This window comes from Moraxella bovis (assembly GCF_002014975.1).
Taxonomy (GTDB): Bacteria; Pseudomonadota; Gammaproteobacteria; order Pseudomonadales; family Moraxellaceae; genus Moraxella; species Moraxella bovis.
This window is the reverse complement of record NZ_MUXV01000002.1, coordinates 84560-99264: the sequence shown is the minus strand read 5'-3', so window position 1 is coordinate 99264 and position 14705 is coordinate 84560. Positions and strand designations below refer to the sequence as shown.

Below are 14705 nucleotides of genomic sequence, written 5' to 3'. Positions count from 1 at the left end.
AACAGCATTTTGTTTCTAACATATTTCTATAATGCAAATTGTACCACAAGCGTTCAATGCCTCCCAATAATTTAAAAAATATCAGTAAAGCATTGGCATAATCGGGGTAGAATCTGTTAAAATAGCGTGCTGATAATTGCTCGTTGCTTTTATATTGTTTGTCATTTTTCTTATCCATCAAATTGTGGGGAATAACCATCATGATGACCATCGCTGGAAAGCCGTTTTTAACCCAGTTTCAGACAGACGCTCTCATTAAAGAGCTAAATACCAAAGCCAATTTACCCATCCGTGCCATCAAGTCACAGCAGATTTATGTTTTTCCTAGCTATCTGACGGCTGATGCACGCCAAAAAGCGTTGAGTCTCTTAAATGACGGCTTGGAGTTTGATGAGGATAAGGCAAGCGAGGGCGAACGTCAAGTGGTGGTGTCGCCACGTTTTGGCACGATTAGTCCGTGGGCGTCCAAAGCGACCGATATTTTTAGAAACTGTGGGGTGGACATTGAGCGTGTCGAGCGTGTGGTATTGTTCACACTAACAGGCGAGGGCGAGCTACCACGCAAACTGCCACAGGTCGCCCAAAATATCCTGCACGACCGCATGACCCAAAGTCTAAGCCATGAGTTATCAGCGGTCAAGGCTCTGTTTGGCGATGACAAACCTGCCAGCCTCACACACATTGACATCATGGGGCAGGGGCGTTCGGCATTGGTGCAGGCAAATCGTGAGTTTGGTTTTGCCCTGTCGGATGAAGACATGGATTATTTGGTCAAGCATTTTAACATCTTAGCTCGTAACCCCACTGATGTGGAGCTCATGATGTTCGCCCAAGCCAACAGCGAGCATTGCCGTCATAAGATTTTTAACTCTGAATGGACGATTGACGGCAAAAAACAAGACAAATCATTATTTAAAATGATTAAAAATACCCATGAAACCTCGCCTGAGGATATTTTGTCGGCATATAAAGACAATGCGGCGGTTATGGAAGGCTTTACTGCCAAGCGTTTTTATGTCAATAAAAATAGTGATGGCGTGCATGAGTATGACTTTCATGAAGAGCCTATTGATATCTTGATGAAAGTAGAAACGCACAATCACCCAACAGCCATCGCTCCCTATGCAGGGGCGGCGACAGGCTCGGGCGGTGAGATACGAGACGAAGGAGCGACAGGGCGTGGCGGTAAGCCAAAAGCAGGTTTGGTGGGATTTAGCGTGTCGCATTTGCACTTGCCAGAAATGCCCGAAAAATGGGAGGTTCAGACCAAAGCATACGGCAAGCCAGAACGTATGGCATCTGCCCTAGAAATCATGACTCACGCTCCACTAGGCAGTGCGGCGTTTAGTAACGAATTTGGTCGCCCTAATTTGACGGGATATTTTAGAAGTTTTCAGCTTGATACCAGTGTCATGCATGACGGCAGTCAAATGCGTGGTTATCATAAGCCGATCATGATTGCCGGCGGTTATGGTAATATCAAGCGTGATTTGGTGGAAAAAAATGCCATCAAGCAAGGTGATTTGCTCATCGTGCTTGGGGGTCCTGCCATGCAAATCGGTCTAGGTGGTGGGGCGGCAAGCTCAGTGAACAGTGGTAGCCTAGATGAGGGGCTAGACTTTGCTAGTGTACAGCGTGATAATGCCGAGATGGAACGCCGTTGCCAAGAGGTAATTGATACTTGCTGGGCGATGGAGGCGGAGCATAACCCCATTGTCTCCATTCATGATGTGGGGGCAGGCGGGTTGTCTAACGCCATGCCAGAGCTGGTGGATGACCATGAGCTTGGGGCGGTGTTAGAGCTTAGAAAAGTGCCATCGTTAGAGCGTGGCATGTCGCCTATGGCAATTTGGTCAAATGAAGCCCAAGAACGTTATGTGCTAGCCATTGACCCTAAGGACGAGGAGTTATTTACTCAAATTTGTGAGCGTGAGCGCTGTCCTTTTGCCATACTGGGCGTGGCAACCGATGTACGTCAGCTTAAAGTCAATGACGAGCTACTACCAGAGCAACCCGTGGACATGCCCATGCAAGTGCTACTGGGTGGTACGCCCAAGATGAAGCGTTCGGTAGGTCGCCAAAATGTTCAGCTAACAACCCTAAATGTCGATGAGCCAGACATTGCCAGTGCTGTTCGAGATGTGCTAAGACATCCGACCGTGGCAAGCAAATCATTTTTGATTAGTATCGGCGACCGTTCTATCACGGGCATGGTGGTGCGTGAGCAGTATGTGGGGCGTTATCAAGTGCCTGTGGCGGACTGTGCGGTGACGATGACAGGACTGCTTGCCGATACGGGCGAAGCGATGGCGATGGGCGAGCGTACGCCTGTGGCGCTCATCAGTCCCAAAGCGTCAGCACGCCTAGCAGTGGGCGAAACGGTTACCAACTTAGCCAGTGCCAATATCGCCAAGATATCCGACATTACCTTATCTGCCAACTGGATGGCGGCGTGCGGTGATGATGGCGAAGATGTGGCGTTATATGATGCGGTGCATGCCGTAGGTGAGGAGCTATGCCCTGCCTTAGGTATTGCCATTCCTGTGGGCAAAGACAGCTTGTCCATGCGTGCTAGCTGGCAAGATGATGGCGTGGACAAGGCGGTGGTATCGCCCATGAGTCTTATCATCACAGGCTTTGCTCCTGTTCAAGACATCAACAAAACTTTAACACCTGAGCTTATCAATGCGGACAGTCGTCTGTATCGTATTGACTTATCAAAAGGTAAATTCCGTCTAGGTGGCTCTATCCTTGCCCAAACATTGGGTCAGCTTGGCGATGACTGTCCTGATGTGGACAGTGCCGATGATTTGCGACGTTTTTTTGAGTTTATCCAAAGTGCCAATAAGCAAGGCTTTATCAGTGCCTATCATGACATCTCTGATGGTGGACTGATTGCCACCGTGGCGGAGATGCAGTTCACTGCCCGTGTCGCCATTAACCTATCTCTTGATGATGATAACGTCTTAGGACAGCTGTTTGCCGAAGAGTTGGGGGCGGTGGTGCAGGTGCTGCCTGAATACGCTTTTGATTTTGAAGAGTTGGCACACAGTATGGGCGTGTCAGAGCTGATGAGTGAAATCGGACAAGTTTTTGAAACCCCTGCTGGCGGTGCCGATCAAGACATTCTAAGCATACAGACAGCCACTGTGGACTTAGAATTCATGCGTAGCGATTTACAAAATGAGTGGACAAAAGTCAGCCACGCCATCGCTAGCTTGCGTGATAATCCTGTCTGTGCCGACCAAGAGTTTGCACTCATCAACGACATCGACCATCACGGACTGATTGCACAGGCAAATTACGACCTAAATCAAGCCGTAGAAGCTCCGTATGTCAATGCTCGCACCAGCCAACCTAAAGTCGCCATCTTGCGTGAACAGGGCGTGAATGGTCATTTGGAGATGGCGGCAGGCTTTAAACTGGCAGGCTTTGACGCACTTGATGTGCACATGAGCGACCTCATGAGTGGACGTGTCAATCTGCGTGATGTTGATGGGCTAGTAGCCTGTGGCGGATTTAGTTATGGCGACGTGTTAGGGGCAGGCTCGGGTTGGGCAAATAGCGTGTTACACCACGAAGAGTTGTCTATGATGTTCGCCAGATTTTTCCATCGTCCCGAGACCTTTGCTCTAGGCGTGTGTAACGGCTGTCAGATGATGAGCCAGCTCAAAGGCTTGATGGTCGGAGCGGAGTATTTCCCACGATTTAGCACCAACGTATCAGCACGTTTTGAGGCTCGTACGGTCAATGTGCGTGTGGAACGCACCAAATCAGTGCTGTTAAAGGGTATGCAAGACAGTATTTTGCCGATTGCAGTGGCACATGGCGAAGGCTTTGCCAACCTTGATGACAAGGCGATTTTTGAGTTAGAAAATAGCGGTCAGATTGCCCTACGCTATGTGGACAGTCAGGGGCGACCCACTGAGCATTATCCTCTAAACCCCAACGGCTCACCCCAAGGCATTACAGGCATTTGTAGTAATGATGGGCGAGTAACACTCATGATGCCACATCCAGAGCGGACACTACGTGCGGTCAATCACTCATGGAAACCGAACGAGTGGGACAAAGACGGGGCATGGATGCGACTGTTCCGTAATGCCCGTGCGTTTTTACGATAACAACCCAAGCCAAAAAAACATCGTCATGTTGGCGGTGTTTTTTTTGTGAAAATGCCAAATTTATCCAATGACTGACGTGGTTATTTTTTATTTAAATAATTTTACAAAATATGCTATAATTGTAGGGTTAATCTGTCAGGATTAGCGGATGCTTTATTATAATCTACTTTCATAAAATCACATGGGGTGATTTATGCCAGCCGAATGGTCAGCCATTGTCTATTTACTTGCCAGTCTAGGGCTTGTCGTCTTTATGCTTGTCGTGCCGCGCTTGCTTGGCGGTCGCTCATCAGGTTCCCAAAAACAAGAAAATTTTGAAGCAGGGGTGGTCTCAGCAGGGTCAGCCCGTATTCGTTTGTCTGCCAAATTTTATTTAGTGGCGATTTTCTTTGTGATTTTTGACTTAGAAGCCTTGTATTTGTATGCCTATTCGGTCAGCGTGCGAGAAGTGGGCTGGATGGGGTTTGCGACCGCCTTTGTCTTTATCGCCATTTTGTTTGTTGGGCTTGTCTATGAGATGAAACTTGGGGCGATGAACTGGGCGCCTGCCGACAAACGTGTCAAGAAAAAGCGTATTTATGAGCGTCCTGCCAACTTTGATTTGGCGAGCATTACCGCCTTTACCACGATTGACGATTTGCACACCGACCCTACGGGCAAAGTCCCTGCCCAATCATCAGGACGGATTTTTGCAGGACGAAAAGACTTGCAAGCGGTGCTTGAAAAAGACAAAGCTGACATGGCAAATATTGACCATATCAATGACACAGGACGAGTTACCACGCAGAAGTTTGATTGATGATTAAATAAGGAAATTTAAAATGACGACCCATTCCTATTTTGGCGAATTAAATTTTGATAATTTGTATATTTGGGAAAATGAAATTCATATTCCCCAAATCAATGAAAATCCGATTGAAATTCTATTGTGGGTAGATGATAAAAATACCAAACCCACCATAGAATTTTTGGATAAATCCGCCAATCATTTTCAAAATATTGACAAACTTCACCAAAAAGCGGTCATTGAACTTGTTAATTATTTAAATGACGATGATTATTTTGTCAATTATTATGTTGATGAGATTGATGAATATGATTTGCCAACATTAACGGCATTGATTGAAAATGATGATTTAACCAATGAAAATTTTGTTAAATTATTAAAATTGCAATCGGTTAGCAGTTGGTATGGCGAAGATTGTCAAATTGTAATGGATTATATGATCGACCCAGAACAATCCGACCAAATTTTAGCGGTTAAATTTGATTTGGACGGTAATTTTAATAAAGTAAGCTGGGAAAGTTAATTTTTTTTTAAATTTAAATTTATCAAATCAATTCAAGCCCAATCCGCCAGTTTAATAACCAGCAATTTAAAAGATGATTATGAAATACACCCTAACCCGCCCCAATGAAAACGTCAACCAATATCCCTACACCACTCGTCAAGTGGTGGACGACATTACCACTGACGAAGTTGAAAAAAACATCTTTTTGGGCAATCTTGAAAATCTTGCCCACGCCGCCGCCAACTGGGGTCGCAAGCATTCCTTATGGCCGTTTAACTTTGGCACAAGCTGTTGTTATGTGGAATATGCCACGACTTTGACAGGCGTACACGACTTGTCTCGCTTTGGGGCGGAAGTCATTCGGGCGTCGCCCCGTCAGGCCGATGTGATGATTGTGGCGGGGACTTGTTTTGTCAAAATGGCACCTGTTATCCTTAGGTTGTACGAGCAAATGCTAGAACCCAAATGGGTCATCTCAATGGGGGCGTGTGCCAACTCGGGCGGTATGTACGACATTTATTCGGTGGTGCAGGGCGTGGACAAGATTATCCCTGTGGATGTCTATATCCCCGGCTGTCCGCCCCGCCCAGAAGCCTTGATTCAGGCGATTATGCTCCTACAAGAGTCTATCCAAAAAGAACGCCGTCCGCTTGGCATTCATCTTGACCAAGGCGTGTATCAGCCGATTATGACCCCAGAACGGGATAGAAAAAATGCGGAAAGGATTGCGGTTAAGAATTTAAGAAGTCCTGATAATGTGGAGTGAATTTTGTTTTGTGAGTAAAATTCATTAACTAGGAATTGACAAGGGGTCATGTAATGCAACATAAGAAGTTTGATAGAGAAATTTTAAAACAGATTAAATCTCTTTATGTGTATGATAATTGGCACGCCCCGATTGCATTGGGTGTGGATTTTGCTTTGATTGTATTTGCTATTGCATTAAGTGAATACTCTTATTGGTTTTTACCTTTAACTTTGCTAATTATTGGTAGTCGCCAAAGGGCTTTGGCTACAATATTACACGAAGCATCTCACTCTGCATTAACGAAAAATAAAAAGTTTGGAAAAATACTTGGGACTTATTTTTCAGGTTATCTAATTTTTCAAAGCTGGGATAGTTATGCGCAATCGCACGTCAAAAATCATCACCCAAAAATAGGTACGGATTTAGACCCTGATTATGAATACTATAAGTCATCAGGTGTTTTTGATACTTATAATAAAAGAGAATTTTTTTGGAGATTTTTTATTGCTCCAATTTTATGTTTAAAATTATTTTCAAATATAAAATATTTATTTGTAAATCGTCTGATGTCTAGTGCAAATAAAAAAGAACTGTTAAAAATTTTATTGGTTCATATTTTATTTTTTGCAATAGGAACTTATTTTGTTGGATATAAATTTTATTTATTATATTGGCTTTTGCCTTACTTTACTGTATTTCAAATGATAACTTGGTTTATTGAATTGGCTGAACATTATCCTATGATTGCTTATGCTAAAAGTAATATAGAAATTTCAAGAAATCGTTTTAGTCATTTTATGGAGCATTTTTTTACTGGAATGCACGGAGAAAATTACCACCTGATTCATCATTTATTTCCTGCTATTCCATTTTGGAACTTAAAAAAAGCTCATCATATTTTAATGCAAGATGATGAGTATCGTTCCATAAATGAAAGATTTGGCGGAATTTTTATTTCTAGCAATAAAAACCCTTCTATGTGGCAACAGTTATGGAGAAGGGAGTATGTCTAAGGCAATGTTGGGAGTTTTGTTGGCATTATCGGCTGCTGCTCTTAATGCGTCCATTGGGGTATTTAGTAAGGTTTTGCTACAAAATGGGTTAAGTCCACAAGATATTGCTTTTTTTAAGACGGTTTGTGCTTTTGTGATATTGAGTTTGGTTTTGGCTAATAAACCATTATCAGTACAAAAAAAAGAAATTGTTAATAGTGAAATAACATCAGATTTAAATTGGTTAAATCTACTGACTAAAATAGCTATCTGTGCATTTTTGGGTATTTTTGTGTTATTTTTCTTTGAAACAACCGCTTATCAATATGGTTTTGCATCAAATGTTGTGGTTGTTTTAATGGCTTCCGCCTCTGTTTCGGCATTGCTATTTGGGAAGATTTTATTAAACGAGAAATTAACAATTTCCGCTATTTTAGGGACATTATTGGCGATTATTGGAATATTTGCAATATCGTGGTCTGGTGGTAGTAATTTAAATATGCTATTAAATGCAATTACGGCAGGTAGTGGCTATGGTGTTTTTTCGGTTTTGGTAAAAAAATTCTCTTTAAATGGTGGAATTTATTTAACGAGATTATTTATGATGTTCGGTAGTATGTATTTATTTTTTCCTTATTTAAATAACATACACCACATTGATTGGAATGCTTTGATTGTAATGAATGTATTGGCATTAGCAGTATTGCCCACCATACTGGGATTTTATTGCACAACTAAGGCTTTAAATTATTTGACAGCAGCAAAAGTGCAGGTTACAGAATTATCCGAACCTATTTTTGCAGTTGTTATGGCTTGGGTGTTTTTAAGTGAATTGCCAACCTATCAATTTTTTGTTGGAGCGATTTTTATTATAATGGGCATTGTTCTAATCAACCAAATGCACCAAAGTTTATTGGCAAAAATAACTAAATAAATTCGCTTTAAACCGCAAGCACCAAATTAAATTAAGTTAAACAAATTAACAAACACAAACAAAAGTTGGTATTATGAGCATTCACCACATTCACGATTTTGAGATTTTAACCGAATTAAACTCTAAGTTTACAGGGCTGACCGTCCAAGAGACCGCTGACGGCATTCCGACCGTGTGGGTGGACAAAGCCCAAGTGCTTGATTTATTGCTGTATTTGCGTAAATTACCCAAGCCTTTTGTGATGCTGGTGGATTTGTCCGCCATTGATGAAAGGCTTCGTAAGCACCGCTATGGGCAACCTGCCAGCGATTTTACGGTGTTTTATCATCTGATGAGTTTGGAGCGAAACTCGGACATTCGCATTAAAGTCGCTTTGCGTGAGGGCGAGAGTATTCCGTCCGCCACACAAATCTACCCCAATGCCAACTGGTATGAGCGAGAGGTGTGGGATATGTTTGGCGTGGTGTTTGACGGACATCCGCACCTGACACGCATTTTATTGCCCAAATACTGGGAAGGACACCCACTGCGTAAAGAATATCACGCCCGTGCGACCGAGTTTACGCCGTATTTTTTGAACACCGCCAAACAGCAATTTGAACAAGAAAATCTACGATTCGTCCCCGAAGAATGGGGAATGAAACGCTCAGGGCGAGACGAAGACTTTATGTTCCTAAATATCGGTCCAAACCACCCGTCCGCACACGGAGCGTTTCGTCTGGTGTTACAGCTGGACGGCGAAGAGATTGTGGACTGTATCCCTGATATTGGCTATCATCATCGTGGGGCGGAGAAAATGGCGGAGCGTCAGACTTGGCATTCGTTCATTCCCTACACCGACCGCATTGACTATTTGGGTGGGGTGATGAATGAACTTCCGTACATTATGGCGGTGGAAAAACTTGCTGGCATCACGGTGCCTGACCGAGCCAACACCATTCGCATTATGATGAGTGAATTATTTAGGATTACCAATAACTTGCTCTATTGGGGGACGTTTATCCAAGATGCGGGCGGTATGACCCCTGTGTTTTATATGTTTGCCGACCGTCAAAAGGCGTACGACATCATTGAGGCGGTAACGGGCTATCGGATGCACCCTGCGTGGTTTAGAATTGGTGGTACGGCGATGGATTTGCCAAATGGCTGGGACAGATTGGTGAGAGAATTTTTAAATTGGATGCCAAAACGCATTGATGAGTACTTTAAGGCGACAATGACCAACACGGTGCTGAAAGGACGCACGCAAGCGGTTGCCCAGTACGATGCCAAACACGCCCTAGCGTGGGGGGTAACAGGGGCAGGTCTGCGTGCCACGGGCGTGGAGTTTGATTTGCGTAAAGCCCGTCCGTATTTGGGCTATGAGAATTTTGAATTTGATGTGCCTGTCTTTTATAACGGCGATGCCTATGACCGTTGCTTGGTAAAAATTGAAGAGATTCGCCAATCACTGCGTATCATTGAGCAATGCCTAAATAATATGCCAAGCGGAGCGTATAAAGCCGAACACCCGCTTGCCGTGCCGCCGCCAAAAGACCGCACCTTACAAGACATTGAAACGCTCATCAACCACTTTGTGTCGGTGTCGTGGGGGCCTGTCATGCCACAAGGGGAGAGTGCCTGTATGGTAGAAGGCGTAAAAGGGCTAAACAGCTATTATGTAACGTCCGACAACTCAACGATGAGCTACCGCACTCGTATCCGTACCCCAACCTTTGCCCACTTGCAACAAATGCCGTCTGTGATTAACGGCTCTTTGGTATCAGATGCGATTATTTATTTGGCAAGTATTGATATTGTGATGGCGGATTGTGATAGGTGATAGTTAATGGTGTGTGATTTTTATGATTATGCACCACTAAAAACCTAAGGGAGTTTATGGGTAGATTTTTGATCAATTTGATTGGCGGTATTGGCTTTTTGGTTTTTTGCTATTGTGTATTTATATGAAAATGGAGGGCTTAGCAAAACAGTATTTGGCTTGATTTTATTTGTTATTATTGGTGTTGTTGGTTTGATGTCTGTGCTTGCCAATAAAACTGTCCCAAATAACACCAAGACCCATTTACAAGACAATCGCCAAACAGGTTTAAAAATCAGCATTTTTGCCGCTTGTATTATGGTAAGTGGCTTATTGTATCAAGTGAGTGGTATGTGACATTATTTAATCATCGTTTTATTTTGTGTCGTTGCCATTATCTTTGTGATTGCCAAGCATTAAAAATCAAAATAAAAATCATGTATTTCCAAAAATAAAATTAAAAAATCAATTCAATGATTTATTAATATCAATATTGATTAATATTAATAAAAATTCAAAGTCATTTTGTTTTTTTTTGCAGTCGCTTATGATAAGCTTATCTCAGCAGTGATATTAACTTTGACTTGGGTGGTATTGGATTATGGCCTGTTGTTATTATACGCTTATTTGTTTGCCAAAATTGCCAATGGCATCTTTATCAAAATAAGTATGATACTATCGGCGGTGGTGTTATTGGCATTTGCCTGTTTTGGGGTAATAAGTTCACTGCGTGATTTATTATAAACCAGTATTTTATATTGAACGGTTAAAAAAATGAAAAAAGCCATTGTCTTGCCCCTAATCATTACATTATTGGCACTCACCGCTTGGGTATTTTATGACCCAGCCCCCAAACCCAATCCCAAGCCCTTTGAAGTACAAAAAGCAGAAGATTTTGACTATGTGTTTGATTTAATCAAACAAGAATATCCCTTATTGCAAGCCCAAAAAAACGCCACAGGCTATGATTTTGTTGCTGATTATGCCAAGCACAAAGCCCATATTATGCAGGCAAAAAATCCCACCGAGTTTTTCTTTTTGTTAAACGATGTGCTTGACAAATTGGACAACGAACACACCCATATGATGACCAAAGCCGATGTGCAATACGCCATTGGCATTTATAGTCAAAGCAATCACGACGATTATCGCTGGCAGATTTATACCCATTTGACTCGTGATAAACGCTTGCAACAAGCCTATGCTACCGAAATTGGTATGACCAAATCCCAAGAAGAACAAGCACGCCGTGATAAAATTGCCAAAATTGATGCCCAAATTGCTGTGCCTGCCAATGTGCAGATGTTTGATGTTGTACCCAATCAGGTGGGCTATTTGTCGGTGCGTGAGCTGACCCATTTGAGTCTACTGGATATGGACGAACGCCACGCTGTGATGCGTTATTTGCAAAAAATCAAACATTATCCTGCTTTGATTATAGATATTCGCACCAATGCAGGGGGCGATACTCGCTATTGGACGCAGTTTTTGTTGCCTGCCATCACAGCTCGCCCCTTGTCGCTTGATTTGTATAGCTTTTTTAAACAAGGCACGCACATGGACGCCTACAAAGCCACTCGCCCCGCGATGACCGACATTGACCGCACGCAGGTGGCAAAGGCGTTGCCTGTGTCGGCAGATTTGGCACGGATTTTGGATACATTTGCCTATCAAGAAGTTCAGCCTTTGCGTGTGGATATGGACCCAAACGGCATTGGGTTTGGCGGTAAAATTTATCTATTGGTGGACAACGATGTGTACAGTTCGGCAGAAACTTTGGCGATTTTTGCAAAATACACACAGTTTGCCACTTTGGTGGGGACGCCCACTCGTGGCGATGGCGTAGGCACTGACCCCATGATTACGATTTTGCCCAACACCCATTTTGCTGTCCGCTATGCCAAACAGCTTGGGCTTGCCCCAGACGGCACGATAAATGCCATTGTCGGCACACAGCCTGATATACTGGTGGCAAATCCACCAAACTTTACGCTCCCCACCGATGTCAATGTCGCCAAAAACGACCCTGTGATACAGCATGCGGTGCAGTTGGCATTATCATCGCATTAGTGGCGTATCATTTGTCTGTTTTAAATGGCTTTTGTTATTTTGATGTTATTGCATTGATATTGGCGTTAGGCGATAAGTGCTTGGAGATATGCCATAATGTGCTTTAAATGCACGATTAAAATTGGTTTGTGAGCCAAACCCTGTCTCAATGGCAATTTGGGTAATCAATTCTGACAGCCTAGGGTGCTGATATGCCTTTGATACACCACCTAATTTTTCATTAGGCAAAGCATGCAACATATATACTAGTATTGATTGGGCTAAATTATCCACCAAAAACGCATTGCCAATTTGATTGGGGTTTTGAGCTTCATTACTAATTAACTTTACCAACGGATGCAGTGTTTGTTCATTTAAGGTTACAATAAAAAAATCTGGCAGATTTGCCAATAAGCTACTGTGTTTGTCGGTATAAAAATTTAAGCACAGCATTGTGCAATCGGTCTGGCTGCCAACTTGATTGACCAAAAATGCCCCTGACATACTTTGGATAGCACAAGTGGCATCAATCAAGCGATGTGTGTCAGCATTGGCATTTTGTATGCAGTGGGCTATCCCACAAAACAAGGCAATATCCCCCGCCCTTAAAATGTGAGTTGTGTTTTTGCAGCAAGTTTTACCGCCCCTTTGGGCAAAAGGATATGGCACGGTGGACGGTAGAAAAATAAGAACAATTCTTACTAAATACTTACACAAAATTTTGCACGGTAACTTTGTGTAAAATTTGAACGCAACACTGTGTAAGTTTATGTTACAATACATGAATTTAGCTAGCAGATGTAGCCAGCTTCGCAAGCTGTTCATAAAAAAGGTCTTTTATGAAAATAGTAACCGACAAAACCCCCAAAGTAGACATTCACGCCATTTTAACGCCCCAAGAAATTGACGGCATTCATCATCACATTCATCACTACCCACAACCGAGGGCGGCGGTGCTTGATGCCCTAAAACTCGTCCAAAAGCGTAACGGCTGGGTGGACGATGCCCAAGTCCACGCCATAGCCCATATGCTGTCCATGCCTGTGGCGGACGTGGAGGGCGTGGCGACATTTTTTAACCGCATTTATCGGATGCCAGTCGGTCGCCATGTGATTTTGATTTGTGATTCTATCGCTTGCTATCTGAACGGCTATGAGGCATTGGCGGACGCTTTTAAGTGTGAGCTTGGCATTGATTATGGGCAAACCACAAAAGACGGTCGTTTTACCCTGCTTCCCATTTGCTGTCTTGGCAACTGCGATAAGGGGGCGAGCGTGCTGATTGATGAGGATACTTATGGACCTGTGTTGCCGTCTGAGGTCAGTCTATTGTTGGAGCAATACGCATGAATAAACCAAATGTCGCCGAGCAAATCAATGCTCGTAAAAACGGACTTGCCCCAAGCCAACTAAATCGCCAAAAAACGCCAATCTGGGGCGTAGGACTGGCGGACGGTCAAGCACCGACGTCGCTTACGCACCCTTTGACATGGCGACTGTATCATCATGATGCAGTGCTGACATTGGCAGATTATGAAGCCTTGGACGGCTTTAAAGGGCTAAAAAATGCCCTTGCCAAAACGCCCAAAGAAGTCGGCGAAATGATTAAAACCGCCAATGTGCGTGGGCGGGGCGGTGCTGGTTTTAACGCAGGGCTAAAATGGACGTTTATGACTCCGCCTGACGGTGGCGTGCGGTATTTGATTTGCAATGCCGATGAAATGGAACCTGGTACGTTTAAAGACCGTCTGCTTATGGAGCGGATTCCGTTTCAGCTTATTGAGGGTATGCTCATTACCGCTTATGCCATTGGGGCGAGCGTGGGCTATATCTTTATTCGTGGCGAATATGTCCTAGCCGCCGAACGATTACAAAACGCCATTAACGAATGTATCGCCAATAACTTGCTAGGCGAGGGTATTTTGGGGGCGGAGTTTAACTTTGAATTGCATGTTCACACAGGGGCAGGGCGGTACATCTGTGGCGAGGAGACGGCTCTTATCAACTGTTTGGAGGGTCGCCGTGCCAACCCACGCACCAAACCGCCATTTCCCCAGGTATCAGGGGCGTGGGGTCGTCCAACGGTGGTCAATAACGTTGAAACCTTAAACAACATGCCTGCCATTTTGTTAAATGGGGTGGAGTGGTATTTATCCTTGCCAAACACCAAAGGCAAATCTACTACCCCTGGCACTAAGATTATGGGGTGTAGCGGTCGTGTCAAGGACGCAGGGCTGTGGGAAGTGCCATTTGGCTATACCGCTCGTGAGCTGATTGATCTTGCTGGCGGTATGCAGGACGGCTTAACCTTAAAGGCGTGGCTACCTGGCGGAGCGAGTACCGACTTTTTGACGGCAAGCGATGAGCACCTTGACCTTGTCATGGATTTTGACCCGATTATGAAGGCAGGTTCACGCCTTGGGACGTGTCTTATGATGGTCGTGGATGAAACGCAAGACATGGTAAGCCTATCTAGAAACTTACAACAGTTTTTTCAAAGAGAATCATGCGGTTGGTGTACCCCTTGCCGTGATGGCTTGCCGTGGGGCGTAAAAATCCTTGATGCGATGGAAAACGGACAAGGGCAAGCGGACGACATTGACAAATTGTCCGAGCTGACACGAGATTTATGGCTTGGCAAGACCTTTTGTGCTCATGCCCCAGGGGCGATGGAGCCACTCATGAGTGCGTTACGCTATTTCCGTCATGAATTTGAGGCAAAAGTGGGCAAATCAGAGCCACAAGACAACAAGGTAGGGGCATAAC

The 14705-nt window shown here is 44.0% G+C and carries 13 protein-coding genes; 12 read left to right on the top strand and 1 reads right to left on the bottom strand.

From position 1 onward, the window contains the following. Positions 1 to 197 precede the first annotated feature (197 nt). The 10 genes from purL (at position 198) to B0182_RS00605 (ending at position 11961) form a co-directional block, all read left to right on the top strand. The gene (gene purL, locus B0182_RS00645; protein ID WP_078273159.1) at positions 198 to 4124 is read left to right on the top strand and encodes a phosphoribosylformylglycinamidine synthase; all 3927 of its coding nucleotides are present in this window, start codon (positions 198 to 200) and stop codon (positions 4122 to 4124) included. Between the two features lie 193 nt (positions 4125 to 4317). Next, the gene (ndhC, locus tag B0182_RS00640) at positions 4318 to 4923 is read left to right on the top strand and encodes an NADH-quinone oxidoreductase subunit A (RefSeq protein WP_078273095.1); all 606 of its coding nucleotides are present in this window, start codon (positions 4318 to 4320) and stop codon (positions 4921 to 4923) included. Between the two features lie 22 nt (positions 4924 to 4945). Further along, complete coding sequence (locus tag B0182_RS00635; protein WP_078273094.1) at positions 4946 to 5434, top strand: DUF2004 domain-containing protein; 489 nt, start codon at positions 4946 to 4948, stop codon at positions 5432 to 5434. 79 nt (positions 5435 to 5513) lie between these two features. Next, positions 5514 to 6182 carry an NADH-quinone oxidoreductase subunit B gene (locus B0182_RS00630; protein WP_078273158.1) on the top strand — a complete coding sequence of 223 codons (669 nt, stop codon included), beginning with the start codon at positions 5514 to 5516 and terminating at the stop codon, positions 6180 to 6182. 53 nt (positions 6183 to 6235) lie between these two features. After that, a complete protein-coding gene (gene gntB / locus B0182_RS00625) occupies positions 6236 to 7177 on the top strand; it encodes a guanitoxin biosynthesis L-arginine gamma (S) hydroxylase (protein WP_078273093.1) in 942 nt (313 codons plus the stop codon). Next, positions 7170 to 8090, top strand: coding sequence for a DMT family transporter (locus tag B0182_RS00620; RefSeq protein WP_078273092.1), 921 nt, complete (start codon positions 7170 to 7172; stop codon positions 8088 to 8090). Before gntB ends, B0182_RS00620 begins: the two co-directional genes overlap by 8 nt. 73 nt (positions 8091 to 8163) lie before the next feature. Continuing rightward, entirely contained in the window at positions 8164 to 9912 is a 1749-nt protein-coding gene (gene nuoC / locus B0182_RS00615) for an NADH-quinone oxidoreductase subunit C/D (RefSeq protein WP_078273091.1), read from the top strand. Between the two features lie 90 nt (positions 9913 to 10002). After that, on the top strand, positions 10003 to 10248 hold the full coding sequence (locus B0182_RS14115) for a hypothetical protein (RefSeq protein ID WP_158079583.1): 246 nt from the start codon (positions 10003 to 10005) through the stop codon (positions 10246 to 10248). 168 nt (positions 10249 to 10416) lie between these two features. After that, entirely contained in the window at positions 10417 to 10635 is a 219-nt protein-coding gene (locus tag B0182_RS13770; RefSeq protein WP_143821628.1) for a hypothetical protein, read from the top strand. A gap of 30 nt (positions 10636 to 10665) precedes the next feature. Further along, positions 10666 to 11961, top strand: a complete 1296-nt coding sequence (locus tag B0182_RS00605; RefSeq protein WP_078273089.1) for a S41 family peptidase — start codon at positions 10666 to 10668, stop codon at positions 11959 to 11961. Between the two features lie 45 nt (positions 11962 to 12006). Here B0182_RS00605 and B0182_RS00600 read toward each other — a convergent pair whose 3' ends face one another. Further along, the gene (locus B0182_RS00600) at positions 12007 to 12723 is read right to left on the bottom strand and encodes an AraC family transcriptional regulator (RefSeq protein WP_228157694.1); all 717 of its coding nucleotides are present in this window, start codon (positions 12721 to 12723) and stop codon (positions 12007 to 12009) included. A gap of 56 nt (positions 12724 to 12779) precedes the next feature. Here B0182_RS00600 and nuoE point away from each other — a divergent pair, with 56 nt between their 5' ends. Beyond that, positions 12780 to 13289 carry an NADH-quinone oxidoreductase subunit NuoE gene (nuoE, locus tag B0182_RS00595; protein ID WP_078273087.1) on the top strand — a complete coding sequence of 170 codons (510 nt, stop codon included), beginning with the start codon at positions 12780 to 12782 and terminating at the stop codon, positions 13287 to 13289. After that, positions 13286 to 14704 (top strand): NADH-quinone oxidoreductase subunit NuoF, encoded by a 1419-nt coding sequence (nuoF, locus tag B0182_RS00590; RefSeq protein ID WP_078273086.1) that lies wholly within the window; start codon positions 13286 to 13288, stop codon positions 14702 to 14704. Before nuoE ends, nuoF begins: the two co-directional genes overlap by 4 nt. Position 14705: the final 1 nt, after the last annotated feature.